Origin of the sequence: Pseudoxanthomonas suwonensis 11-1 (genome assembly GCF_000185965.1) — a bacterium.
Taxonomy (GTDB): Bacteria; Pseudomonadota; Gammaproteobacteria; order Xanthomonadales; family Xanthomonadaceae; genus Pseudoxanthomonas; species Pseudoxanthomonas suwonensis_A.
Window position 1 is genome coordinate 3,131,678 of sequence record NC_014924.1, and the last position, 22,662, is coordinate 3,154,339.

Annotated in this window: 21 protein-coding genes and 1 tRNA gene; 12 read left to right on the plus strand and 10 right to left on the minus strand. The window is 70.4% G+C overall.

Annotation, left to right across the window (positions count from 1 at the left end; all coding sequences use genetic code 11):
* Positions 1–64: 64 nt before the first annotated feature.
* The gene (locus PSESU_RS14390) at positions 65–556 is read left to right on the plus strand and encodes a hypothetical protein (protein WP_013536532.1); all 492 of its coding nucleotides are present in this window, start codon (positions 65–67) and stop codon (positions 554–556) included.
* A 589-nt stretch (positions 557–1,145) separates the two neighbouring features.
* On the opposite strand, the gene PSESU_RS14400 is transcribed toward PSESU_RS14390, so the two are convergent.
* From PSESU_RS14400 to dtd, 3 genes are all read right to left on the minus strand, one after another.
* Positions 1,146–1,221, minus strand: a tRNA-Ile gene (locus tag PSESU_RS14400).
* A gap of 119 nt (positions 1,222–1,340) precedes the next feature.
* A complete protein-coding gene (gene rpoD, locus PSESU_RS14405; RefSeq protein ID WP_013536533.1) occupies positions 1,341–3,197 on the minus strand; it encodes an RNA polymerase sigma factor RpoD in 1,857 nt (618 codons plus the stop codon).
* Positions 3,198–3,316: 119 nt separating this feature from the next.
* The gene (gene dtd, locus PSESU_RS14410) at positions 3,317–3,757 is read right to left on the minus strand and encodes a D-aminoacyl-tRNA deacylase (protein WP_013536534.1); all 441 of its coding nucleotides are present in this window, start codon (positions 3,755–3,757) and stop codon (positions 3,317–3,319) included.
* 119 nt (positions 3,758–3,876) lie between these two features.
* On the opposite strand from dtd, the gene PSESU_RS14415 reads away from it, so the two are divergent.
* From PSESU_RS14415 to PSESU_RS14425, 3 genes are all read left to right on the plus strand, one after another.
* Complete coding sequence (locus PSESU_RS14415; RefSeq protein ID WP_013536535.1) at positions 3,877–4,788, plus strand: lauroyl acyltransferase; 912 nt, start codon at positions 3,877–3,879, stop codon at positions 4,786–4,788.
* 101 nt (positions 4,789–4,889) lie between these two features.
* Positions 4,890–5,405, plus strand: a complete 516-nt coding sequence (locus tag PSESU_RS14420; RefSeq protein WP_013536536.1) for a PH domain-containing protein — start codon at positions 4,890–4,892, stop codon at positions 5,403–5,405.
* A complete protein-coding gene (locus tag PSESU_RS14425) occupies positions 5,402–6,910 on the plus strand; it encodes a PH domain-containing protein (RefSeq protein ID WP_013536537.1) in 1,509 nt (502 codons plus the stop codon). Before PSESU_RS14420 ends, PSESU_RS14425 begins: the two co-directional genes overlap by 4 nt.
* 13 nt (positions 6,911–6,923) lie before the next feature.
* Here the strand turns inward: PSESU_RS14425 and PSESU_RS14430 are convergent, their stop codons facing one another.
* Positions 6,924–7,976, minus strand: a complete 1,053-nt coding sequence (locus PSESU_RS14430; RefSeq protein ID WP_203415206.1) for a CDP-glycerol glycerophosphotransferase family protein — start codon at positions 7,974–7,976, stop codon at positions 6,924–6,926.
* A 40-nt stretch (positions 7,977–8,016) separates the two neighbouring features.
* On the opposite strand from PSESU_RS14430, the gene PSESU_RS14435 reads away from it, so the two are divergent.
* Positions 8,017–8,793 (plus strand): glycosyltransferase family 2 protein, encoded by a 777-nt coding sequence (locus tag PSESU_RS14435; RefSeq protein ID WP_013536539.1) that lies wholly within the window; start codon positions 8,017–8,019, stop codon positions 8,791–8,793.
* 123 nt (positions 8,794–8,916) lie between these two features.
* Here PSESU_RS14435 and PSESU_RS14440 read toward each other — a convergent pair whose 3' ends face one another.
* Both PSESU_RS14440 and PSESU_RS14445 read right to left on the minus strand, forming a co-directional pair.
* The gene (locus PSESU_RS14440) at positions 8,917–9,297 is read right to left on the minus strand and encodes an EF-hand domain-containing protein (RefSeq protein WP_013536540.1); all 381 of its coding nucleotides are present in this window, start codon (positions 9,295–9,297) and stop codon (positions 8,917–8,919) included.
* Positions 9,297–10,496, minus strand: a complete 1,200-nt coding sequence (locus PSESU_RS14445; protein WP_013536541.1) for a DesA family fatty acid desaturase — start codon at positions 10,494–10,496, stop codon at positions 9,297–9,299. The genes PSESU_RS14440 and PSESU_RS14445 overlap by 1 nt, the downstream gene beginning before the upstream one ends.
* Positions 10,497–10,631: 135 nt before the next feature.
* Between PSESU_RS14445 and PSESU_RS14450 the strand changes: the two genes are divergently transcribed.
* The 3 genes from PSESU_RS14450 to PSESU_RS14460 all read left to right on the plus strand — a co-directional run bounded on the left by PSESU_RS14450 (position 10,632) and on the right by PSESU_RS14460 (position 14,002).
* Complete coding sequence (locus PSESU_RS14450) at positions 10,632–11,471, plus strand: ABC transporter ATP-binding protein (protein ID WP_013536542.1); 840 nt, start codon at positions 10,632–10,634, stop codon at positions 11,469–11,471.
* 3 nt (positions 11,472–11,474) lie between these two features.
* Positions 11,475–12,290, plus strand: a complete 816-nt coding sequence (gene mutM, locus PSESU_RS14455; RefSeq protein WP_013536543.1) for a bifunctional DNA-formamidopyrimidine glycosylase/DNA-(apurinic or apyrimidinic site) lyase — start codon at positions 11,475–11,477, stop codon at positions 12,288–12,290.
* A 122-nt stretch (positions 12,291–12,412) separates the two neighbouring features.
* Positions 12,413–14,002 (plus strand): glucan biosynthesis protein, encoded by a 1,590-nt coding sequence (locus PSESU_RS14460; protein WP_013536544.1) that lies wholly within the window; start codon positions 12,413–12,415, stop codon positions 14,000–14,002.
* Positions 14,003–14,072: 70 nt separating this feature from the next.
* Here the strand turns inward: PSESU_RS14460 and PSESU_RS14465 are convergent, their stop codons facing one another.
* The gene (locus tag PSESU_RS14465; protein ID WP_013536545.1) at positions 14,073–14,435 is read right to left on the minus strand and encodes a response regulator; all 363 of its coding nucleotides are present in this window, start codon (positions 14,433–14,435) and stop codon (positions 14,073–14,075) included.
* Positions 14,436–14,610: 175 nt separating this feature from the next.
* Between PSESU_RS14465 and PSESU_RS14470 the strand changes: the two genes are divergently transcribed.
* The 4 genes from PSESU_RS14470 to PSESU_RS14485 are packed head-to-tail and all read left to right on the plus strand — an operon-like array spanning position 14,611 to position 20,280.
* The gene (locus PSESU_RS14470) at positions 14,611–17,751 is read left to right on the plus strand and encodes a response regulator (protein WP_013536546.1); all 3,141 of its coding nucleotides are present in this window, start codon (positions 14,611–14,613) and stop codon (positions 17,749–17,751) included.
* Positions 17,748–18,572, plus strand: a complete 825-nt coding sequence (locus PSESU_RS14475) for a CheR family methyltransferase (RefSeq protein WP_013536547.1) — start codon at positions 17,748–17,750, stop codon at positions 18,570–18,572. Before PSESU_RS14470 ends, PSESU_RS14475 begins: the two co-directional genes overlap by 4 nt.
* The gene (locus tag PSESU_RS14480; RefSeq protein ID WP_013536548.1) at positions 18,569–19,159 is read left to right on the plus strand and encodes a chemotaxis protein CheB; all 591 of its coding nucleotides are present in this window, start codon (positions 18,569–18,571) and stop codon (positions 19,157–19,159) included. Before PSESU_RS14475 ends, PSESU_RS14480 begins: the two co-directional genes overlap by 4 nt.
* Positions 19,156–20,280, plus strand: coding sequence for a hybrid sensor histidine kinase/response regulator (locus tag PSESU_RS14485; protein ID WP_013536549.1), 1,125 nt, complete (start codon positions 19,156–19,158; stop codon positions 20,278–20,280). Before PSESU_RS14480 ends, PSESU_RS14485 begins: the two co-directional genes overlap by 4 nt.
* Before the next feature lie 27 nt (positions 20,281–20,307).
* Here the strand turns inward: PSESU_RS14485 and PSESU_RS14490 are convergent, their stop codons facing one another.
* The 3 genes from PSESU_RS14490 to PSESU_RS14500 form a co-directional block, all read right to left on the minus strand.
* Complete coding sequence (locus PSESU_RS14490; protein WP_013536550.1) at positions 20,308–20,928, minus strand: thymidine kinase; 621 nt, start codon at positions 20,926–20,928, stop codon at positions 20,308–20,310.
* A 40-nt stretch (positions 20,929–20,968) separates the two neighbouring features.
* Positions 20,969–21,661, minus strand: a complete 693-nt coding sequence (locus tag PSESU_RS14495) for an SEL1-like repeat protein (protein WP_013536551.1) — start codon at positions 21,659–21,661, stop codon at positions 20,969–20,971.
* Between the two features lie 117 nt (positions 21,662–21,778).
* A complete protein-coding gene (locus PSESU_RS14500; RefSeq protein WP_013536552.1) occupies positions 21,779–22,573 on the minus strand; it encodes a sel1 repeat family protein in 795 nt (264 codons plus the stop codon).
* Between the last annotated feature and the right edge of the window lie 89 nt (positions 22,574–22,662).

A 22,662-nucleotide genomic window follows, 5' to 3' on the forward strand; every position in this document is an offset into this window, starting at 1 on the left:
CGCGCACCGGACCCGGACGATGGAGTCGCGCCTACACGGCGCGCACATCCAAGGAGGCGTATCCATGGCTGACGAACCCAGCACCGGCGTCGCCGAAATGAAGGCCGTGCTCCTGGACCTGCTACACCCCGGGAAGCCAGCCCACGGCGATGCCTCCGACCAAGGTAACCAGCCGATGGCAGGACGCGATACCCACGACAGCGAGCACGCCCACGTCCCCGGACGCGCCGGCGGGCGCCAGGACGAGAAGCTCAACACCACCGACGACCGCCCTGAGGAGTACGGCGCAGGTGCCGACCAGGCCGCACCCGCCAAGGACGCCGATTCGGGCAACTGGCCGCCCAAGGACTGGGACGAGAACGGCAACGCACGACGCCACGGCCAGTCCCGCGAGGGCAAGGGCCCGGGAGGCTACGAGGACCGCTCGCGCGAACTGCGTGACTATGGCCCCGGCCCCGAGGGCAGCACCGGCGAGGCCTGGCGCACGTACGAGAACCATGCCGACGGCGACGCCAGCCCGGATCAGCAGGACGGAAAGGAAAGGAAGAAGGAATAGGACGCCTGTAGCGCGTAGCCTGGAGTAAAACCGGGTCACGACGAGCCTTTCGGGCGTCCACGCTGGCGAAGGTGCGATACGCACTCAAGGCGAGCGTCCGGTGTGCGCGGCTGGGGATGCCGCGCATGTCTCCATCCCCAGTCCTTCCTGGACCGGGACCAGCTTTCCGGCGAAGGGGATCGCGCGGTTGTGCAGGGGATTCTGGCGCCCGAGGGGAATGTATCGGGGCCATGCACTGCTGGCCCCGTCATTATCGTGAAGACCGCCTATTCAGGCTGTCGGGCGCGGCCTGAATTTGTAGGGGAAACCCTTACATGCGCCGCGGATGGATTGTTCCAGCCGCGCGGCGCTGATAGCAGGTTCCGTTCACTTTCCGCTCATCACCCAGGCTGACAGCGATGGTCGGCGAGCCACGACGGAGAACGGTCCGAACGAAGGAGTCCCTGCGTCACGCGGAAAACGCGCGCGAAGCCCACGGATATTGCGCACCAGGCGTGCACCCTGGCATGCGGAGACAGGTGAACATCAACCCGTCCCGCCATGCCACTGGGATAGTCGCGAGTCCGCAAGAGAACATCCGCACGCGGGATGGTGGGCCCACCAGGATTCGAACCTGGAACCAAGGGATTATGAGTCCCCTGCTCTAACCGTTGAGCTATAGGCCCCCGCGGGTCCGGGAGTTTAGAGGCACCGACGCGGCGCGGCCAGCGGATCCCGGGAAAAACGAAGGCCCCGCGTGGGGGCCTTCGTCATGCAGCTGCATCCTGCGCCCGGGGCGCGTGCCTTACTCGATGTCGAGGAAGCTGCGCAGCTGCTCGGAGCGGCTCGGGTGGCGCAGCTTGCGCAGCGCCTTGGCCTCGATCTGGCGGATGCGCTCGCGGGTGACGTCGAACTGCTTGCCCACTTCCTCGAGGGTGTGGTCGGTGTTCATGTCGATGCCGAAGCGCATGCGCAGCACCTTCGCCTCCCTCGGGGTCAGGCCCGCGAGCACGTCGCGCACCGTCTCCATCAGGTTGGTGTTGGTAGTCGAGTCGATCGGGGACTCCACGTTGGTGTCCTCGATGAAGTCGCCCAGGTGCGAGTCCTCGTCGTCGCCGATCGGGGTCTCCATGGAGATCGGCTCCTTGGCGATCTTCATGACCTTGCGGATCTTGTCCTCGGGCATGTCCATCTCCTTGGCCAGCTCCTCCGGCGTGGCCTCGCGGCCGTACTGCTGGAGCATCTGGCGGGAGATGCGGTTGAGCTTGTTGATCGTCTCGATCATGTGCACCGGGATGCGGATGGTGCGCGCCTGGTCGGCGATCGAGCGGGTGATCGCCTGGCGGATCCACCAGGTGGCATAGGTCGAGAACTTGTAGCCGCGGCGGTACTCGAACTTGTCGACCGCCTTCATCAGGCCGATGTTGCCCTCCTGGATCAGGTCCAGGAACTGCAGGCCGCGGTTGGTGTACTTCTTGGCGATGGAGATCACCAGGCGCAGGTTGGCCTCGACCATCTCCTTCTTGGCCTTGCGCGCCTTGGCCTCGCCGTAGGCGAGCTGGCGGCCGATCTCGCGGATGTCGGACAGGTCCAGGCACATCGCCTGCTCGATGGCGATGGTGGCCTGCTGCTCGGCGATGATCTGGTCCTTGACGTCGCGCAGGGCCGAAGACCACTTCTGCTTGCGCTTGAGGACCTCGTCCACCCACTCCAGGTTGACCTGGTTGCCTTCCCACGCGCGGATGAAGTCCTTGCGCGGCATGCGGGCGACGTTGGTGGCCAGGTGCAGCACGCGGCGCTCGCGGTCCTTGATCTCGGTCAGCACGTCGCGCAGCTTGCGCACCAGCACGTCGGTCAGCGGCAGCGGCAGCTTGAAGGTCACGAACTGCTCGGCCATCTCGGCGCGCAGCTTGATCACCTTCTTGTCCTGGGCGCCGGCCTTGGCGTGGGCCTTCTTGAACTTGGCGAGGTCGGCGGCCAGCTGCTCCATGCGGCGGGCGACCTCGGCCGGATCCGGGCCGGTCGGGCCGGCCTCGGCCTCGTCGTCCTCGGCCACGTCCTCTTCCTCGTCCTCGCCCTCGGCATCGGCGTCGGCGGTGTCTTCGACCGGGGCCGGCGGCTCGGGGGTCTCGTCGAGCAGATCGTTGAAGCCGACCACGACTTCGGCCAGGCGCTTCTTGCCGGCCTTGTGCAGCTCGTACTCCTCCAGCAGCGCCTCGACCGACGCCGGCACCGAGCCCAGGGCGGCCTGGACCTGGCCCAGGCCTTCCTCGATGCGCTTGGCGATGGCGATCTCGCCCTCGCGGGTCAGCAGCTCGACCGTACCCATCTCGCGCATGTACATGCGCACCGGGTCGGTGGTGCGACCACCTTCCGAATCCAGCGCGGTCAGCGCGGCGGCGGCTTCCTCGGCGGCGGTATCGTCGATCTCGCGGTTGCCGGTGTTGCCGTCGTTGAGCAGCAGGGTCTCGACGTCCGGCGCAACTTCATGGACATCAATGCCCATGCCGTTGATCATGCCGATGATGTCTTCGATCTGTTCCGGATCGACCAGATCGTCGGGCAGGTGGTCATTGACCTCGGCATAGGTCAGATAGCCCTGCTCCAGGCCCTTGCTGATGAGCTGCTTGATTTCGGATTGGGCTGGACGTTCGTTGGCCATGTGCGGCGCCACCGGTCTCGAAGGGGTGAAGTGAACCTAGCATTATAACAGGCCGGCGGCTCCATGCCCCTTCCGGCCTTTCACATCAACGACTTGCGCCACCTGCCGTTCAGCCGTTCTCAGGCCCTCAGCAGGAAGGTCACCGGTCCGTCGTTGACCAGGCTGACCACCATATGGGCCCCGAAGCGCCCGGTTTCCACCCTCCCCGGGATCTGCCGGCCGCAGGATTCGACCAGCAGGTTGAAGACGCGTTCAGCCTCGGCCGGCGGCGCGGCCGTGCTGAAGCTGGGACGCATGCCCGAACCGGTATCCGCGGCCAGGGTGAACTGGCTGACCAGCAGCAGGCCGCCACCGGAGTCGACCAGCGAGCGGTTCATCTTCCCGGCCTCGTCGGAGAACACCCGGTAGCCCAGCAGGCGCTGCGCCATCCGCGCCACCTGCGCCTCGCCATCGCCCGGCTGCACCCCGACCAGGGCCAGCAGGCCCGGTCCGGTCTGGCCGACCACTTCCCCTTCGACCTCGACCGAGGCACGGGTGACGCGCTGGATCAGGGCAAGCATGCGGGGCGGGGCTCCTTGGTCGACGGACGGCCAAGCATCGGGCCTGCGCCGCCGGCTGTCACCGGGTCCAGGGGCGGCGTGGCGGGCGGGTCGAGGGGGCGACCGGCTAGACTTCACCCATGTCAGCGCAACGCCGTGCCCGCTTCCTGTTCGCCCTCGCCTCGCTCCTGGGCATGCTTCCCTGGCCGCTGCTGTACCGCCTCGGCGACGGCGTGGCCGCGCTGTGGCGCTGGCGCAACGTGCGCGAGAGCCGGGTCGCCCGCCGCAACCTCGAACTGGCCTTCCCCGGGCTGGACGCGGCCGCGCGCGAGGACCTGCACCGCCGGATCCTGCGCACCACCGCCCGCCAGGCGCTGGAGACCATCAAGCTGTGGACCCGGCCGCCTGGGGAGAACCTGCGGCTGCTGCGCGCTCGCCATGGCGAGGCCCTGTACGACGCCGCGCTGGCCGCGGGCAAGGGCGTGATCGTCGCGGCCCCGCACTTCGGCAACTGGGAGCTGCTGAACCAGTGGCTGGCCTCGCGCGGCCAGATCGCGGTGGTGTACCGGCCGCCGGAGTCGCCCACCGGCGACGCGTTCCTGCAGATCGTCCGCGGCGTGGACAACGTGCGCCAGGTGCGCGCCGAAGGCCCGGCCGTGCGCCAGCTGTGGAAGGTGCTCAAGGAAGGCGGCGCCGTGGGCATCCTGCCGGACCAGCAGCCCAAGGCCGGCGACGGCGAGTTCGCCCCGTTCTTCGGCATGCAGGCGCTGACCATGACCCTGCTGTCGCGCCTGGCCGAGCGCACAGGCGCGCCGGTGCTGTTCGCCTGGTGCGAGCGCATCGGCGATGGCCCGGAGTTCGAGCTGCATGTCGAGCCGGCGCCCGCAGGGATCGGCGACCCGGATCCACGGGAGGCCGTGGCCTGCCTCAACGCCGAGGTCGAGCGCATCGCCCGGCGCTCGCTGGCGCAGTACCAGTGGACCTACAAGCGCTACACCCTGCGCCCCCCGGGCAGCGGCGAACCGAATCCGTACGGGAAGAACAGGCGCTGAGGTTCCAGGCGGGGCGGCGCCACGCCGGCCGTCCGCAGCGTCTGCCCAAGCGCCGCGGCAACGCTTAGGATCGGGGTCCCGCGATCCCGTGAAGACCCGCCGTGATTGAGCCCGCGTTCGAGCCGCCCGCCCTGCCCGCGTCCCCGGCACCCGGGGACTGGCAGCCGCTGCCCCGTCGCGGCGCACTGCTGTACGCAGGCGGCCTGGCGATCTCCCTGACCCTGCCGCTGGTGTTCGTGGCCGGAACCGTCGGGGCCAAGCTGCTGGATTCCCCGCGCTGGCTGCTGGTGGTGCTGGCGGCCGCGGCCGGCCTCCTCGTCGGTGGCGGCATCGGCCGCATGCGTCATCGCCGCATCGGCTGGAAGCTGGACGATGACGGTTTCGCCACCCGCCGCGGTGGCTGGTGGCGCAGCGAAACCCTGGTGCCGGTGTCGCGCGTGCAGCACCTGGACCTGGAGCGCGGACCGCTGGAACGACGGCTGGGCCTGGCCACCCTGGTGGTGCACACCGCCGGCACCCGCATGGCAGCAGTGAAACTGCCGCTGCTGGCGCTGGAGGATGCCGAGCTCCTGCGCGACCGCCTGGCCCGCCAGGTCGAACACGACGACGCCCTGTGAGCAGTCCCGACGCCATCGCCGCAGAAGCGCCCGAGCACCGGCTGCACCCGTGGTCGTGGCTGTTCGTGCTGCTGCAGCAGCTGCGCCAGTTCGTGGTGCCGCTGCTGGCGCTGCTGATCGCCGGGCGTCGCGACAACGGACCATGGGAGTACGCCGAGTACGCGCCACTGGCCGGCGTGCTGGTCCTGGTCGTGGTCTCGATCCTGCAGTACTTCACCTACCGCTACCGCATCGGCCGCGATGGCATCAGCGTGCGCAGCGGCCTGCTGCAGCGGAACCTGCGGCAGATCCCGTTCGCCCGCATCCACAACGTGGTCCTGCACCAGAGCGTGCTGCACCGGGTGTTCAACGTGGCCGAGGTGCGCCTGGAGGCGGCCGGCGGGCAGAAACCGGAAGCGCAGATGCGTGTGCTGGGCATGGACCAGGCGCTGGAACTGGAGCGCCTGGTGCGCGATCGCGGCGCGGCCCCGGCGGCCGCGGACGCGGAGACACAGGCCGCCGCGAAGCCGCCGCTGCTGGCGCTTTCCACAGTCGAGGTGGTCCGCCTGGGGCTCGTTTCCAACCGCGGCATGATCGTGTTCGCCGCCGGCTTCGGCCTGGTCTGGCAGGTGTTCCCGGAAAAGGCCGTGGCCGGCCTGCTGCAGGAATGGTTCCGCGGCGCGATGGGCTATGCCGGCGGGCTGCACCTGGGCTGGATGGCGATGGCGGCCGCCGGGCTCGCGTTCGCCACGGTGTTCGTGCTGGTGCTGCGGCTGCTGTCCGTGGTCCTGGCCCTGGTCCAGTACCACGGCTTCCGCCTGGTCGAGGACCAGCGCCGGCTGACCGTGGAGCGCGGCCTGCTGGCCCGCATCCGCACCAGCGTGGCGCCACGCCGGATCCAGGCCTGGCATATCGAGGAGACCCTGCTGCACCGCTGGTTCGGGCGCCGCGCGCTGCGAATCGATACCGCCGTCGGCGGCCAGGAGAACGATCCGCGCAAGCTGCGCGAGCTGGCCCCGATCGCCAGGTCGGAAACCTGCGACGAACTGCTGCGCCACCTGGTACCGCAGCTGGAGTGGCCGCCGCAGTGGCATGCCCTGCCGCGTCGCAGCTGGTGGCGGCTGTTTGCCGGCAGCGTGCCCTGGAACCTGCTGGTGGCCGCGGCGCTGTGCTGGAACTTCGGCCCGTGGGGCCTGCTGGTGCTGGCGTGGCTGCCGTGGTCGGCCTATGCCGCACGGCGCCAGGCCGGATGGATGGGCTATGCGGTGGATGCGCGCCAGGTCGCGGTGCGCGGTGGCTGGTGGTCGCGCTGGTGGCGGCTGGCCGAGGTCGACAAGATCCAGGCCCTGCGCCTGCAGCGCACGCCGCTGGACCGCTGGCTGGGCACGGCCAGCCTGCTCATGGATACCGCCGGTGCGGGGGCGATGTCGCCACCGCTGCGGATCCGCTTCCTGCCCGAGGCCGAGGCGCGCGAACTGCAGGCCAGGCTCGGCCGGCTGCTGGCGCAGCGGCGCCTGCGCTGGTGAGCGCAGGCGCGGCTCAGAAGCCCCAGTAACCCAGTTCGCGGCGGATCTGCAGCGCGCGCCAGCGTGCGGCCAGCGGCTTGCGCGCCAGGGTATGCAGGCCGGCCTGCAGCAGGGCCTCGGTGGCCTCGATCACCCGCTCCGAGGAACGGCCGTCGCGGTACGGATGGATCGCGTCGGCATAGCTGGCGATCGCCTCGCGCAGCGCCGGCTCCGGCGCGAATGCGCGGGCCAGCATAGCCGGCAGCGCCGCCGGATCATCGAAGTCGATCATGTGCGGCTTGGGCGCGCGGTTGCGGAAGGTCACCACCGGCTTGTGCTGGACCACGAACTCGGACACCACCGAGGTGGTGTCGGCCAGCAGCACGTCGGCGGCGCGCTGGGCGGTGACCAGCTGCTCGGGCTCGACGAAGGCGGCATTGGCGCCGGCCAGGGAGCGGTAGCGTTCGAACAGCTCCGGCGGGCACTTGGGATGCAGGGTCAGCAGCCAGTAGCGGCTGCCCTCGGCGACCTGGGCGGCGATGGCGTCGAACAGGTGCGGGGCCGCGCTCAGGCGCTCGGTGAAGGTCGAGGCGAACATCACCACCGGGCGCCCGGCGGCCGGCGCGCGCAGCGCCGCGGCCGCGCCGCCGTCGTCGCGGAACAGCGGGTCGAGCTTGGGCCAGCCGGTCTCGGTGACGGCGAAGTGGCCCTGCTCGCGGGCCAGGGCTTGGAACGGCGCGGTGGTCGCCGGCCCCTGGGTGCAGTAGAGGTCGAACAGGCCGCGCACGCGGAAGTGGCCGCGGCCGTCGGCACGCTTCTCCACGTTGAAGCCGTGGAACAGCTGGACCTTGGCGCCGGAGACGAAGGTCGGGACCTCGTTGGAGGCGCTGAACACCGCGCGCGGGCGCAGCCGTACCGCCTCGCGCACGCCTACCGCGCGCACCGGGCCAGGCAGGCGCAGGCCGGAGGCGCCAGCGGCCAGCAGCGCGTGCACGCCGTGGCCGCGGGCGTGCAAGGCGTCGGCCAGCGGCTGCAGAATGGGCAACCCGTAGCGCTCGGTCGCAAACAGCAGGTAGTCCGCCATCAATACTCCAGCCTCCCAGCCGGACCCCTCGCAAGGCGGCACCGTGCCGCTTTCGGCCTGCATTATCGCGTTCAACGAGGCCGGCCGCATCGGGGACTGCCTGGCCTCGCTGTCCTTCTGCGACGAGATCGTGGTGGTCGACTCCGGCTCCACCGACGCCACCGCGGCCCTGTGCGAGGCCGCCGGCGCGCGCGTGCTGCAGCGGCCGTTCGACGGCTTCCGCAGCCAGAAGCAGTTCGCGGTCGAGCAGGCACGCCACGACTGGGTGCTTTGCCTGGACGCGGACGAGCGGGTCGGCCCGGAACTGCGCGAATCGATCCTCGCCGCGCGCGCGGGTGGTTTCTCCGGCGCCGCCGGCTACCGCTTCCCGCGGCTGTCGGACTACTTCGGCCGCTTCCTGCGCCACGGCAACGCCTATCCGGACCGGGTGCTGCGCCTGTTCGACCGCCGCCGCGGCGGCTGGCGCGGCGAGCGCGAGATCCACGAGGCCGCGAGCGTCGACGGCCCCGTGCACGACCTGCGTGGCGACCTCATCCACTACCCCTACCGTTCGCTGGAGCAGCAGCTGGCCAAGACCCAGCGCTATGCGCGGATGATGGCCGAGCACGAATTCGCCCGTGGCAAGCGCGCGACCTGGACCAGGCTGGTGCTGGCGCCGGCCTGGCGCTTCTGGCGCGGCTACGTGCTGCGTGCCGGCTTCCTCGACGGCTGGCACGGCCTGGTCTACGCCTACGTGCGCGCCAACTACGTGCGGCAGAAGGCGATCATGCTGTGGCTGCTGCAGAACGGGCAGGCCGTCGCCGATCCACCGCGCGAGTGAGGCATCCACGCGCCATCGAGTACGCGACCAGGTGCTGACAACCCTGGGTTACCAGCCTTCTCCCTTGCCCCTCTCCCAAAGCGAGAGGGGTTCTTGCTGCATTGCCGGAGCGGGGGCTGCAGGTCAGCGCGGCGGCGCCGCCAGCTCGCGCGCGTCGAGGTAGCCGTCGCCGTTGGCGTCCTGGCGGACGAAGCGCTCGGCCAGGCGGCGGCGGTGTTCCTCGAGGCTGATCGGCTTGCCCTTGCCGCCGGGCTGCTCCTCCGGGGAGAGGACGCCGTCGCCATTGCGGTCCATGCGCTCGAAGGCATAGCCCATCCAGGCCACGTACTCGTCCTGCGAAACCCGGCCGTCGCCGTCGGTGTCCATGCGCGCCAGGTAGTCGGAGGTACGCTCGACCTGGGCGGCGGCCGGTCCTGCGAAGGCAACGACCAGCAGGCCACATGACAGCAGGCCCGGGCGCTTCCGCCCGGGCCTGTCGATTGCATCGCGTGGGAGCTGCCGCATCAGTGCGCCAGGGCGTAGCCCTTGAGGCGCATCGAGTATTCCTGCAGCGCGCGGATGCCCGAGGCCTCGGCCTCCTGGCACCAGGCCTGCAGCTGGCGCAGGCGCTCCTGGGCGTCGTTGCTGCGCGCCTCGAGCAGGGCGGCCAGGCGGGCGCGATGCTCGACCAGCTCCTTGATCCGCGGACGCTGCTGCACCCATTCGCGCAGCTGCTCGCGCGCATCCGGCTTGAGCCAGCGGCCATCGTCGACCAGGCCACGGCGCATGCGGCGCGGCAGCAGCTCGCGCATGCGCGCACCGGCGGCGGCGGCTTCCTCGCGCAGGACCGGCATCAGCACGTTGCGCTTGTAGTCGGTCATGGCCTGGAAGCGGTGCGACAGCAGCGCGCGCAGGGTTTCGGTGTCCGGCGCGGCGATGTTCGGGCGGATGTCCAGGCTCGGCGCCACGCGCAGGACCTTGGCCAGGCCGACCTTCTCCATCGCCTTGATCGCCGCCCAGCCGATGTCGAACTCCCAGCGGCGCATCGAGAAGCGCGCCGAGGACGGGAAGGCGTGGTGGTTGTTGTGCAGCTCCTCGCCGCCGATCCAGAACGCCCACGGGGTGAGGTTGGTCGAGGTGTCGGCGGATTCGAAGTTGCGGTAGCCCCACCAGTGGCCGAGGCCGTTGACCACGCCGGCGGCCCAGAACGGGATCCAGGCCATCTGGATCGCCCAGATGGCGATGCCCGGCAGGCCGAACAGGACGAAGTTCACCAGCAGCAGCAGGGTCGGGCCCATGTTGGCGTGCGGGGTGTAGACATGGCGCTCGAGCCAGTCGTCCGGCGCGCCCTTCCCGTACTGCTCGATGCTGGCGCGGTCGGCGCGGGCCTCGCGGTACAGCTCCACGCCCTGCCAGAAGACCTTGCCGATGCCGCGGGTCTGCGGGCTGTGCGGGTCTTCCTCGGTCTCGACCTTGGCGTGGTGCTTGCGGTGGATGGCCACCCACTCCCGGGTGATCATCGAGGTCGTCAGCCAGGTCCAGAAGCGGAAGAAGTGCGAGACCACGGGGTGGAAGTCCACGCCGCGGTGGGCCTGGCTGCGGTGCAGGTAGAGGGTGACAGCGAAGATCGTCAGCTGGGTGAAGACCAGCAGCACGGCCAGCAGGCCAAGCCAGCCGAGGCCGGCAACGCCGGAAGTGAGGAACTGGATAACGGAATCGGACATTGCCGGTGGGACTCGAGGTAGCGGAACGGTCCGGACCGAGGCCCGGGCAAGGACATGATGGGCCCTCCTCCGGCAAACTTCATCCTGCACCGCACGGTCTGGTCCCTGGCGGCTGCCACCGTTCAGGAAACCTTGATGCCCCTGCCCGCCCCACAGGCCCCTTCCGACTCCCTCCCACCCCTGATCGAACTGGACCGCGCCAGCGTGGTGCGCGGCCAGGTCCGGGTGCTGGATGAACTGACCCTGCGCATCGACCAGGGCCAGCACACCGCGATCCTCGGCCCCAACGGCTGCGGCAAGTCGACCCTGATCAAGCTCATCACCCGCGAGCTCTACCCGCTGGCGCGCGCCGGGGATACCCCCGTCCGGGTCATGGGCCAGGCCCGCTGGCAGGTGGACCGGCTGCGCTCGCAGCTGGGCATCGTCACCGGCGACTTCGGCGCCACCCTGGGCCGGCTGGAGAACCTCACCGCCGAGGACGCGGTGCTGGGCGGGCTGTTCGCCAGCTTCGCGCTGCCGCCGTTCAGGGAGATCAGCGACGACCAGCGCGATCGGGCGGCCGAGGCCCTGGAACGGGCCGGCGCCCTGCCGCTGCGCCGGCGCTACTACGCCGAGCTGTCGGCCGGCGAGCAGCGCCGGGTGCTGATCGCCCGCGCCCTGGTCAACCGCCCCCAGGCCCTGCTGCTGGACGAGCCCAGCACCGCGCTGGACCTGGTCGCCCGCGGCCACCTGCTGGAAAGCCTGCGCGGCCTGGCCCGCGAGGGCGTGACCCTGGTCCTGGTCACCCACCACGTCGAGGAGATCGTCCCCGAGATCGGCCGGGTGGTGCTGATGCAGGGCGGGCGCATCCTCGGCGACGGTGCCCCGGCCGACATGCTGACGGGCGAGCACCTGTCCCAGGCCTTCGGCGGCCCGGTGCGGGTCTGGCAGGACCCCCAGGCCGACGGCGTGCGCTACCTGGCCGTGGCAGGCTGAGCCATGCCCGAGCTGCCCGAGGTCGAGACCACCCGCCGCGGCCTGGCACCGCACGTGGAGGGACGCCGGGTCACCACCGTCACCCTGCGCCGCCCCGACCTGCGCTGGCCGATCCCGCGGGAGGTGGTGGAGGAACTGCCGGGGCGGCGCATCGCCGCGGTCCGTCGCCGCGCCAAGTACCTGCTGCTGGACACCGACCGGGGCGACAGCGCCCTGCTGCACCTGGGCATGTCCGGGATGCTGCGGGTACTGCCGCCGGAAACGCCGGTGAACACCCACGACCATGTCGACATCAGCCTGGATTCGGGCCGGGTACTGCGCTTCACCGACCCGCGCCGTTTCGGCTGCCTGCTGTGGCAGCCGGCCGGCACCGTGCACGAACTGCTGCAGGACCTGGGTCCCGAGCCGCTGTCCGGGGACTTCGACGGCGACTGGCTATACGCCCGCAGCCGTGGCCGCAGCGCACCGGTGAAGGCATTCCTGATGGACCAGCGGATCGTGGTCGGCGTGGGCAACATCTATGCGGCCGAGAGCCTTTTCCGCGCCGGCATCTCGCCGCTGCGGGCGGCCGGCAAGGTCTCCCGTGCCCGCTACATCGCCCTGGCCGATGCGGTGAAGGAAATCCTCGGCTACGCCATCACCCGCGGCGGCACCACCCTGCGCGACTTCCTCAATCCGGACGGCGCGCCGGGATATTTCGAGCAGGAGCTGGCGGTCTACGGCCGCGGCGGCCTGCCCTGCCCGGCCTGCGGCACGCCGCTGCGCGAGGCCAGCATCGGCCAGCGCACCAGTGCCTGGTGCCCACGCTGCCAGCGTTGACGGCTGCAGGGGACGCCGCCACGGTTTGCTGAACAGGGAGATTCCGCCCCGCCTGCCGCGGCGGGCCGCCCGTGCGCCGGATGCTTAATATGGCGCGCCAATCCCCCTTACCGATCGCGCCCATGCACAGACGCCAGTTCCTGGGCCGCACGGCTGCCGTACTCGCCGCCGCGGGCCTGCCACTTCCGCTGTTCACCGCCGCCGCCGCGCCGGTGCCGTTGGGCAACCGCCATCCCTTCGACTATGCCTGGCTCAAGGGCCATGCCCGAGCCCTGGCCGGACGCCCGTACCAGCCGCGCAGCGGGTCGCTGCCGCCGTCGGTCGCGTCGCTGGACTGGGACCAGTACCAGTCGATCGGCTTCCGCCAGGACCATGCGCTGTGGGGCGACCTGCCAGGATCGAAGTTCCAGGCCAAGTTCTTCCACCTGGGCCTGTACTTCAAGCGCGCGGTGCGCATGTTCGAGGTCGCCGGCGGCCAGGCGCAGGAACTGGCCTACGACCCGGGCATGTTCGACTACGGCCGCAGCGGCCTCGACGGCAAGCGCCTGCCGAAGGACCTGGGCTTCGCCGGTTTCCGCCTGAACTCCACCGACGACCTGACCCGCGACTGGGCCGCCTTCCTCGGCGCCAGCTATTTCCGCGCGGTCGGCTCGAGCATGCAGTACGGCCTGTCGGCGCGCGGCCTGGCGGTCGACACCGGCATGCCGCGCCCGGAGGAATTCCCGGACTTCACCGCGTTCTGGCTGGAGCGCCCGCAGCCGGGCTCGGAGACCCTGGTGGTCTACGCCCTGCTCGATTCGCCCAGCGTCGCCGGCGCCTACCGCTTCGCCATCACCCGGGGCGAGCCGCTGGTGATGGACGTGGACGCGGCGCTGTACCCGCGCAAGGAGATCGAGCGCCTGGGCATCGCCCCGGCGACCAGCATGTACCAGGTCGGCGAGAACGACCGGCGCATGGACTGGGACTGGCGCCCGGAGATCCACGACACCGACGGCCTGGCCATGTACACCGGCAGCGGTGAATGGATCTGGCGTCCGCTGGGCAATCCCGAGCACCTGCGCTTCAACGCCTTCGCCGACGACAACCCGCGCGGCTTCGGGCTGCTGCAGCGCGACCGCAACTTCGACCATTACCAGGACGACGGTGTCTTCTACGAGAAGCGCCCGAGCCTGTGGGTGGAGCCCAAGCACGGCTGGGGCAAGGGTTCGGTGCAGCTGGTCGAGATCCCCACCGTCGACGAGACCTTCGACAACATCGTCGCGTTCTGGAACCCGCAGGCCAGGCCGCAGCCGGGCCAGGAGCTGCTGTTCGGCTACCGCCTGTTCTGGGGCGAGCACGCGCCTGCGCGTCCGCAGCTGGCCGAATGCGTGGCTACCCGCACCGGCCTGGGTGGGGTGATCGGCAAGAAGCGCGAGTACTTCTCCTGGCGCTTCGCGGTGGATTTCGCCGGTGGCGAACTGGCCGCGCTGGCCGCGTCCAATGCCGAGGTCGAGGCGGTGGTCGAAACCAGCCGCGGCCGCCTGGAGACCATCTCGGCGCGTCCGCTGCATGCCATCAACGGCTACCGCGCGATGTTCGACGTGGTGCCGCCGGACGAGTCCACCACCCAGGTCGACATCCGCCTCTACCTGCGCCACAAGGGCCGCGCCCTGACCGAGACCTGGCTGTACCAGTGGAACCCGCCGCCGCCGGCGCAACGGATCCTCTACTGAGGCAATGCCGGAAACGGGCCGCGCAATGCGCGGCCCGCCTGTTTCCATCCGCCCTCGCCGGGTACCGGCCTCAGGCCGGCAGGGCTTCCCGGATCAGGTCGGTGAACTGGCCGAGCCGGAACGGCTTCTGCAGGAAGCGCGTGCCGGCCGGCAGCGGCGCCAGCTGGTAGCGCGGATGCCCCGAGGCGAGGATCACCCGTGCCTCCGGGTGCCGCTCCAGCAGCGTCGCCGCCAGCGCCAGCCCGTCCACGCCGCCGGGCATGTGGATGTCGCTGAAGAGCACGTCGCACGGCCATTCCTCGAGGATGCGCAGCGCCGCGTTGCCATCGTCGGCCGTGCGCACCTCCATGCCCATGTCCTGCAGCACGTCGCACAGCAGGTCCCTCAGCTCGAACTGGTCCTCGACCAGCAGCACCTTCGCCGGCGCGCTCATGCCGCGCCGTCCCGCGCGGCCGGGCAGGTCGCCACGCGCTTGTTGTCCATGCCCATCAATGGTCCCCTGTCGCTTCGCTCAAACCCGCACAGCTTGGGGATCGCGCGTGAAGACGGCGTAGACAGCCGCCTCGCTACCATCCCGCGTTTTCACATGTACGGAGCCGCCAGGGGAGATGGACAACCAGGGGAACGTGACCGGACGTGATTCCGGCATTCTCGCCGTCGCAGTGCTGCTTGCCGCCGCGACCATCGGCCTGGAACTCGTCGTACCCCTGGGTTACACGATCTGGCTGGTCTATTTCCTGGCGATCGGCACGACCATCTTCCAGCGCCGCGCCTGGGTGCCGCTCGGCGTGGCCGGCCTGGCCTGCGTGCTGCTGGTGATCGGCTTCAATCTCGCCCCATCCAGCGACAACTCCGCCTTCTCCGTGGTCAACCGCTCCATGGGCGCGGTCTGTTTCGCGACCACGGCGCTGATCGTCAGCCAGGCCATCCGCACACGGCACCAGGCCGAGCGCGCGCTGTGGCTGCAGCAGGCGGACAACGCCGTGGCCCTGGCCCTGCAGGGCGACCTGAGCCCGGGTGCCGTGGCCGAAGCCGCGCTGCGCGAACTGTGCAAGCTCACCGGCGCCCAGACCGGCGTGCTCTACCAGCTGGGCCAGGAGCAGCTGACCCTGGTCGGCGGCGTGGCCCTGGCGCGCAACGTGCCCGAGTCCATTCCCTCCGGCGTTGGCCAGCTGTGGGAGATCGTCATCCGGCCCGAACCGCGCATAGTGCGCGGCCTGGATGCCGCCCACGTGGCGGTGGAGTCGGCCCTGGGTGAGAGCCCGGCGCGCGAGCTGCTGCTGGCCCCGGTCACCGCCGATGGCGTGGTCAATGGCGCGCTCGAGCTGGGCCGCACCACCCACCTGGCCAACCAGGAACTGGCGCTGGAGCTGATGCGCCGCTGCGCCGAGAAGATCGGCATCGCCCTGCGCACCGCGCGCCTGCGCGCCGAGCTGATCGAGCTGCTGGAGGAAACCCAGCGCCAGAGCGAGGAGCTGCAGGCGCAGCAGGAAGAACTGCGGGTGGCCAACGAGGAGCTGGAGGAGCAGAGCCGCACCCTGCAGCAGTCGCAGGCCAACCTCGAGGAGCAGCAGGCGGAGCTGGAGGCGACCAACGTCCAGCTGGAGGAGCGCACCCACGAACTGGAGGCGCAGCGCCAGTACCTGATCGCCGCCCGCGATGACCTGCTGCGCAGCCGCGCCGAGCTGGCCGCGGCCTCCCGCTACAAGTCCGAGTTCCTGGCCAACATGTCGCACGAGCTGCGCACGCCGCTCAACAGCGCGCTGATCCTGGCGCGGCTGCTGGCCGAGAACCGCGAAGGCACGCTCAACGAGGAGCAGGTCAAGTACGCGCGTGCGATCCACTCGGCCAACAACGACCTGCTGGCGCTCATCAACGACATCCTCGACCTGTCGCGGATCGAGGCCGGCCACGTCGAGCTGGTGGACGAGACCCTGCACACCCCGCAGCTGGTGGAGCGCCTGCGCGAGACCTTCGAACCGCTGGCCCAGCAGAAGGGCCTGGAGCTGCGCATGGAGATCGCGCCGGGCGCGCCGGCGCAGTTCCTCGCCGACGGCCAGCGCCTGCAGCAGGTCCTGAAGAACCTGCTGGCCAACGCGGTGAAGTTCACCGAGCACGGCTCGGTGGCGCTGTGCATCGAGGGCCATGGCGAGGGCCGCATCCGCTTCGCCGTCAGCGACACCGGCATCGGCATCGCCAGGGAACAGACCGAGGTGATCTTCGAGGCCTTCCGCCAGGCCGACGGCAGCACCAGCCGCCGCTTCGGTGGCACCGGCCTGGGCCTGGCGATCTCGCGCGACCTGGCCGAGCGCATGGGCGGCAGCCTCACCGTGGAAAGCGAACCGGGCCGCGGCAGCTGCTTCACCCTGGAGTTGCCGGTGGACGGCGCACCGGAGGCGGAAGCCCCGGCGCCCGCTCCCACCGAAACCACGCGGGCCAGGCCTGTGGCGACGCCCGGTCCGGCCAGTGCGCCCGCCCCTGCGACGCCGAAGACGCGCGAGGCCAGGCCGGCCGCGCCTGCGGCCGACGCCCCGGCCACGCAGGTGGCCGACGACCGCGACCAGCGCCGGCATCCGGGCCGCCTCATTCTGGTGATCGAAGACGACGCCGACTTCGCCCAGGCCATGGTCGCCCTGGCCCACGAGCTGGAATTCGACTGCGTGGTCGCCGGCACCGCCGAGGAAGGCCTGGCCCTGGCGGCCAAGCTGCAGCCCAGCGGCATCCTGCTGGACATCGGCCTGCCCGATGTCTCCGGCCTGAGCGTGCTGGAGCGCCTCAAGCGCGACCCGGCCACCCGCCACCTGCCGGTGCATGTGGTCTCGGCGATGGAGCGCAGCCAGGTGGCGCTGGAGCTGGGCGCGGTCGGCTACCTGATCAAGCCGGCCACCCGCGAGCGCCTTGCCTCCGCCATCCGCCAGCTGGAGGAAACCCACGAGCGCGACATGCGCCGCCTGCTGATCGTCGAGGACGACCGCGACCTGCGCGCCAACCTGCAGCTGCTGCTGGCGCGCGACCAGCTGGAGATCGTCGCGGTCGGCACCATCGCCGACGCGATCGCCGAGCTGGACCGCAGCACCTTCGACTGCATGGTCACCGACCTGTCGCTGCCCGACGGCAGCGGCTACGACCTGCTCGAGCGCATGTCCGGCAGCGAGACCGGCGCCTTTCCCCCGGTCATCGTCTACACCGGCCGCGCCCTGACCCGCGACGAGGAGCAGCGCCTGCGCCGCTACTCCAAGAGCATCATCATCAAGGGCGCGCGCTCGCCGGAGCGCCTGCTGGACGAAGTCACCCTGTTCCTGCACAGCGTCGAGGCCTCCCTGCCCGGCGACCAGCAGCGTCTGCTGCGCGAGGCGCGGCGTCGCGACGCGGTGCTCGATGGCCGCTCGCTGCTGCTGGTCGAGGATGACGTGCGCAATATCTTCGCCCTGTCCAGCGTGCTGGAGCCGCTGGGCGTGCGCCTGGAGATCGCGCGCAACGGCCGCGAGGCCCTGGAGACCGTCGGCCGCCAGGAGTTCGACCTGGTGCTGATGGACATCATGATGCCGGAGATGGACGGCCTGACCGCGATGCGCGAGATCCGCCGCAACCCGCAGTGGCAGGACCTGCCGATCATCGCCCTGACCGCCAAGGCCATGGCCGACGACCGCGAGAACTGCCTGGCCGCCGGCGCCAACGACTACATCGCCAAGCCGGTGGACGTGGACAAGCTGATTTCGCTGTGCCGGGTGTGGTGCGCGCGGCGATGAACCCGGCGGAGATCTTCGACCTGGAACTGGGAGTGCTGCTGGAGGCGATCTACCGGCGCTACCACTACGACTTCCGCGACTACGCGGCCTCGTCGCTGCGCCGCCGCGTGCGCCAGGCGATGGACCGCTTCGGCTGCGACACGGTGGCCGCCTTCCAGCACCGGCTGCTGCACGAGCCGGCGCTGTTCGCCCAGGCGATGCAGTACTTCACCGTGCAGGTCTCGGAGATGTTCCGCGACCCGGAATACTTCCGCGCCCTGCGCGAGCAGGTGGCACCGGTGCTGCAGACCTATCCCTCGTGCAAGGTCTGGGTCGCCGGCTGCAGCACCGGCGAGGAAGTGTGGTCGCTGGCGATCCTGCTGCACGAGGAAGGCCTGCTCGACCGCACCATCCTTTACGCCACCGACATCAATCCCGAGGCACTGGCCGCGGCCGAGGCCGGGCGCTTCCCGATCGACCGCATGGCCGGCTTCAGCCGCAACTACCTGGCCGCCGGCGGCCGCGCCTCGCTCTCGGACTACTACACCAGCGCCTACGGCGGCGCCCTGTTCGACCGCTGCCTGCGCCGCAACATCGTGTTCGCCGACCACAGCCTGGCCACGGACGAGGTGTTCTCGGAAGTGCACCTGGTGTCCTGCCGCAACGTGCTGATCTACTTCAAGCGCGCCCTGCAGGACCGCGCCATCGGCCTGTTCCACGAGGCCCTGGTGCACCGCGGCTTCCTCGGCCTGGGCAGCAAGGAGTCGCTGCAGTTCGGCGCGCACTCCGAGCGCTTCGAGGTCTGCTCGCGCGAGCACCGCCTGTACCGGAAGGTGGCATGAAGCGGCGCACGCCCCCACTCGCCGGCCGCTACGACGCCATCGTGATCGGCGCCTCCGCCGGCGGCGTGGCTGCGTTGCGGATGCTCCTCGATGCCCTGCCCTCCACCCTGCCGGTGCCGGTGCTGGTGGTGCAGCACCTGCCGCGCGACCGTCCGAGCCAGCTCGCCGAGCTATTCGCCCATGGCTGCCCGCTGCCGGTGGCCGAGGCCGAGGACAAGTCGCGGCTGGCCCCGGGCGTGGTCTGGATCGCGCCGCCGGACTACCACCTGCTGGTCGAGGACCGCGCCACGCTCGCCCTGTCGCTGGACGAGCCGGTGATGTTCTCGCGACCCGCCATCGACCCGCTGTTCGAGAGCGCCGCCGCGGTGTTTGGCGAGCGCCTGCTGGCCCTGCTGCTGACCGGCGCATCCAGCGACGGCAGCGAGGGCATCGCCGCGGTGCGCGCCGCCGGCGGCACCGCCTGGATCCAGTGCCCGGATGAGGCGGCGTCCTCGACCATGCCGGCATCAGCCCTTGCCCACGCCGGGGCCGACGAGGTCCTGACCCTCGACCAGATACGCGAACGCCTGCGGGGTTTCCATCCATGAACGTCACTCTCTCCGTCCCCGCCGCCAGCCAGGCACCGGGCAAGGTCAACGTCCTGGTCGTGGACGACGTGGCCGAGAACCTGGTCGCGATGCGCGCCCTGCTGCAGCGCGACGACGTGGAGGTGCTGTGCGCGTCCTCCGGCGCCGAGGCGCTTGAACTGCTATTGGGCCATGAGGTCGCGGTCGCCCTGCTGGACGTGCACATGCCCGAGATGGACGGCTTCTCGCTGGCCGAGCTGATGCGCGGTGCCTCGCGCAGCCGCGAGGTGCCGATCATCTTCCTCACCGCCTCGCCCAGCGACCCGCGGCGCGCGTTCAAGGGCTACGAGGCCGGCGCGGTGGACTTCCTGCACAAGCCGGTGGAGCCGCAGGTGATCGTCGGCAAGGTGAAGGTGTTCGTGGAGCTGTTCCAGCAGCGGCGCCTGCTGAAGGAACGCGCCGATACCCTGGAGCGGGCGCTGCAGCTCAACGAAACGATGATGGCCGTGCTCACCCACGACCTGCGCACGCCGCTGTCGGCGATGCTGGTGTGCGCGGAGAAGCTGTCGATGCAGCTGCCGGACGACGAGCGGGTGCAGCGCACCCTCGCGCACCTGGAGAACAGCGGCTGGCGCATGGCGCGCATGGTCGAGCAGCTGCTGGACTTCTCCCGCATCCGCAGTGGCGGCCTGCACCTGCAGCCGCGGCCACTGGAGCTGGCCGAGCTGCTGGCCGGCGCGGTCGGCGAGGTGCGCCGCGCCCATCCGGACGCGCGCATCGAGCTGCGGGTGGAGTCGCCGCTGGAACTGCACGCCGATCCCGACCGCCTGGCCCAGGTGGTGTCCAACCTGGTCGGCAATGCCGTGCTCCATGGCAGCGGTGGCGCGGTCGGCGTGGCCGCCAGCCTCGACGGCCGCGGGGTGCTGCTGCGGGTGTCGAACCCGGGCCGGATCGACGACGAGCTGCTGCCGCGGCTGTTCGAGCCGTTCAAGGGCTCGTTCCGCTCCAGCCACGGGCTGGGCCTGGGCCTGTTCATCGCCCAGCAGTTCGTGCTGGCGCACGGCGGGCGGCTGGAAGCGGTCAACCGCGATGGCGAGGTCCACTTCGAGGCCTGGCTGCCGGCGGTCGCCGGGACAGCCTGAGCCCCGCGGGACGGGGCGACCGCGTGGTTAGAGCAGCGGCGCCTGCAGCGGCTCGATCAGGCCTTCGCCGCGCATGACCTTCTTGAACTCGGGACGGCTGACCGAGACATAGCGCTCGTTGCCGCCGATCTCCACCTGCGGGCCGTCCTGCACGGCGCGGCCCTGGGCGTCCACGCGCACGTTCATCGTGGCCTTCTTGCCGCTGTGGCAGATCGTCTTGATCTCCTCCAGCTCGTCGGCCCAGGCCAGCAGGTACTGGCTGCCCTCGAACAGCTCGCCGCGGAAGTCGGTGCGCAGGCCGTAGCACAGCACCGGGATGCGCAGGCCGTCGACCACCTCGCTCAGCTGCCAGACCTGGGCGCGGGACAGGAACTGGGACTCGTCGACCAGTACGCAGCCGAGCTTGCCGTGGGCGGCGATGTCCTGCTCCACCAGCCGTTCCAGGTCGCTGTCACGGTCGAAGGCCGTGCCCTCGGCGCGCAGGCCGATGCGCGAGGCCACCACCCCGCCACGGCCGCCGCGGTCGTCCAGCCGCGGCGTCAGGATCAGGGTGCGCATGCCGCGCTCGCGGTAGTTGTACGCCGACTGCAGCAGCGTGGTGGTCTTCCCGGCGTTCATCGCCGAGTAGTAGAAGTAGAGCTTGGCCATGGGCGGGAATTCTAGCGCCCGCCCATGGCCGCGCGACGCCTCAGGGCCCTTCGCTGTCCACCATGGTCGGCATGCCGACGTCGACCTGCGGCACCTTGCCCCAGACCTCCGCCTGCCAGCGGTGGTAGGACTCCGGTTCCCAGTAGCGCTTGTCGTAGTACTGGGAACCCTTCATGACCTTGCGCGTGCCGTTTTCCTCGTAGGCGATCTCGAGGTTGTGGGTCATCGAGCCGGTACGGCTTCCGGTGGCTTCCTGCAGCTGGCGGCGCAGGTGGTCGTCCATGCGCGGCTTGGCCACGGCGTCGCCGTACTGGGCAAGCAACTCCTGCTGCAGCTGGGCCGAACGCTCGCGCTCCTCCGGGGTGAGGGCGGCGGCGAACTTCTCGCGCATCTGCACCAGCAACGGGTAGCCGCGCTCGGCCGCCACGCTCATCCAGGCGTGGGCGAGGGCGCGATCCGGCGGCTGGTTGCCGCCGTACCAGTAGATCTCGGCCAGGTAGCCCTGGGAGGGCTTGTCGGCATAGTGCGCGCCCAGAAGGAAGTTCTTGACGGCCCCCTCCTGGTCGTTGCGACGCATGGCGTTGACACCCCACTGCCGGTACATCATGTCCGGATGGGCGTCGAGGAAGCCCGGCACGCTCATGACCTGGCGGTCGCGATCGGTCAGCAGGGGGCCTGAAGCCTGCACGGGCAGGGCGAGGAGCAGGCAAAGGGCGAACATCAATGTACGCATTGGTCAGTTCCTTTGATGGGTGATTGCCGAGGATCCATTGGACGGGCCGGGGAGCGGGCCGCGCAAGGCGGCTGAAGGCAGGTGCAATCCGGCCGGATCTATGCTTGGACAGAAGGTTTACGGGCCCGGTGCCGGGACCTGCTCCGGGTCGCCGACGTCCACCTTCTCGCGCGGCGGGGCCTTCCAGACCTGGTCCTGCCACGCCCAGTAGTAGCCGGGTTCCCAGTACTCCCTGCGGTAATAGTCCTCCGCCCGCATCACCGCGCCCTTGCCGGCCATCGGGCCGGTCATCGGGATGATGCGGACGAAGCCGGATGAACCGGTGCGGCTGCCGGTAAGCTGGCGGCGCTCTCGCCGCAGGATCCGCTCCAGTCGCGGCTTTGCCACCTCGTCGCCGAACTCCGCCAGCAGGGCCTGGCCGCGGCGGATCGCGTCGTCCCGCTCGGCCGGCGACAGGTCGCCCCAGTAACGCTCGCGCAGGATCGTGAAGTTGGGATACATGCGTTCGGCGGCCAGGTCCATCCATGCGTACCCGATCGGGCGGTCGACCGGCACCCCAAGCCCCTTCCAGTGCATCTCCGCGAGCATCGCCATCGAGGCCTTGTCGGCGTAGGCGGCGGCCTTGCGGAAATGCCCCAGGGCCTCCCCGTAACGCTCGTTGTGGAAGGCGTGCAGGCCCTCGCGGCGCCAGCGGATGTCCGGGTGCGCGGCGAGGAAGCCTTCGGTCAGCAGTTCCGGCGCGATGTCCGGCTCGCCGACGAAGTTGCCGAAGGTGGGCCGCTCGACCGGCCCTTCCCATTCGAGCAGATGGACCGGCGGGTCCGTGGCCCGGGAGGCCGGCGTCAGGCAGGTGGCCAGCAGCAGCGCCAGGGGAATGGCGGCGCGGCGACCGGCGCGGTTGCGCTCGTTCATGTCAGTGCTCCCTGCAGATGAACGCCAGGTCCTCCAGACCCGGCGCCGCCAGACGGCGGCCGGCCGAACTTAGCAAAGGGCCGCCGGCG

What these genes read in the sequence shown, in the direction of transcription:
- PSESU_RS14470 (WP_013536546.1), top strand. Translation starts at nt 14,611, where the DNA reads ATGGACAACCAGGGGAACGTGACCGGACGTGATTCCGGCATTCTCGCC.
- PSESU_RS14465 (WP_013536545.1), bottom strand. Translation starts at nt 14,435, where the DNA reads ATGAGCGCGCCGGCGAAGGTGCTGCTGGTCGAGGACCAGTTCGAGCTG.
- rpoD (WP_013536533.1), bottom strand. Translation starts at nt 3,197, where the DNA reads ATGGCCAACGAACGTCCAGCCCAATCCGAAATCAAGCAGCTCATCAGC.
- PSESU_RS14485 (WP_013536549.1), top strand. Translation starts at nt 19,156, where the DNA reads ATGAACGTCACTCTCTCCGTCCCCGCCGCCAGCCAGGCACCGGGCAAG.
- PSESU_RS14450 (WP_013536542.1), top strand. Translation starts at nt 10,632, where the DNA reads ATGCCCCTGCCCGCCCCACAGGCCCCTTCCGACTCCCTCCCACCCCTG.
- PSESU_RS14500 (WP_013536552.1), bottom strand. Translation starts at nt 22,573, where the DNA reads ATGAACGAGCGCAACCGCGCCGGTCGCCGCGCCGCCATTCCCCTGGCG.
- PSESU_RS14475 (WP_013536547.1), top strand. Translation starts at nt 17,748, where the DNA reads ATGAACCCGGCGGAGATCTTCGACCTGGAACTGGGAGTGCTGCTGGAG.
- PSESU_RS14460 (WP_013536544.1), top strand. Translation starts at nt 12,413, where the DNA reads ATGCACAGACGCCAGTTCCTGGGCCGCACGGCTGCCGTACTCGCCGCC.
- PSESU_RS14495 (WP_013536551.1), bottom strand. Translation starts at nt 21,661, where the DNA reads ATGCGTACATTGATGTTCGCCCTTTGCCTGCTCCTCGCCCTGCCCGTG.
- PSESU_RS14440 (WP_013536540.1), bottom strand. Translation starts at nt 9,297, where the DNA reads ATGCGGCAGCTCCCACGCGATGCAATCGACAGGCCCGGGCGGAAGCGC.
- PSESU_RS14415 (WP_013536535.1), top strand. Translation starts at nt 3,877, where the DNA reads ATGTCAGCGCAACGCCGTGCCCGCTTCCTGTTCGCCCTCGCCTCGCTC.
- PSESU_RS14445 (WP_013536541.1), bottom strand. Translation starts at nt 10,496, where the DNA reads ATGTCCGATTCCGTTATCCAGTTCCTCACTTCCGGCGTTGCCGGCCTC.
- PSESU_RS14480 (WP_013536548.1), top strand. Translation starts at nt 18,569, where the DNA reads ATGAAGCGGCGCACGCCCCCACTCGCCGGCCGCTACGACGCCATCGTG.
- PSESU_RS14390 (WP_013536532.1), top strand. Translation starts at nt 65, where the DNA reads ATGGCTGACGAACCCAGCACCGGCGTCGCCGAAATGAAGGCCGTGCTC.
- dtd (WP_013536534.1), bottom strand. Translation starts at nt 3,757, where the DNA reads ATGCTTGCCCTGATCCAGCGCGTCACCCGTGCCTCGGTCGAGGTCGAA.
- PSESU_RS14490 (WP_013536550.1), bottom strand. Translation starts at nt 20,928, where the DNA reads ATGGCCAAGCTCTACTTCTACTACTCGGCGATGAACGCCGGGAAGACC.
- mutM (WP_013536543.1), top strand. Translation starts at nt 11,475, where the DNA reads ATGCCCGAGCTGCCCGAGGTCGAGACCACCCGCCGCGGCCTGGCACCG.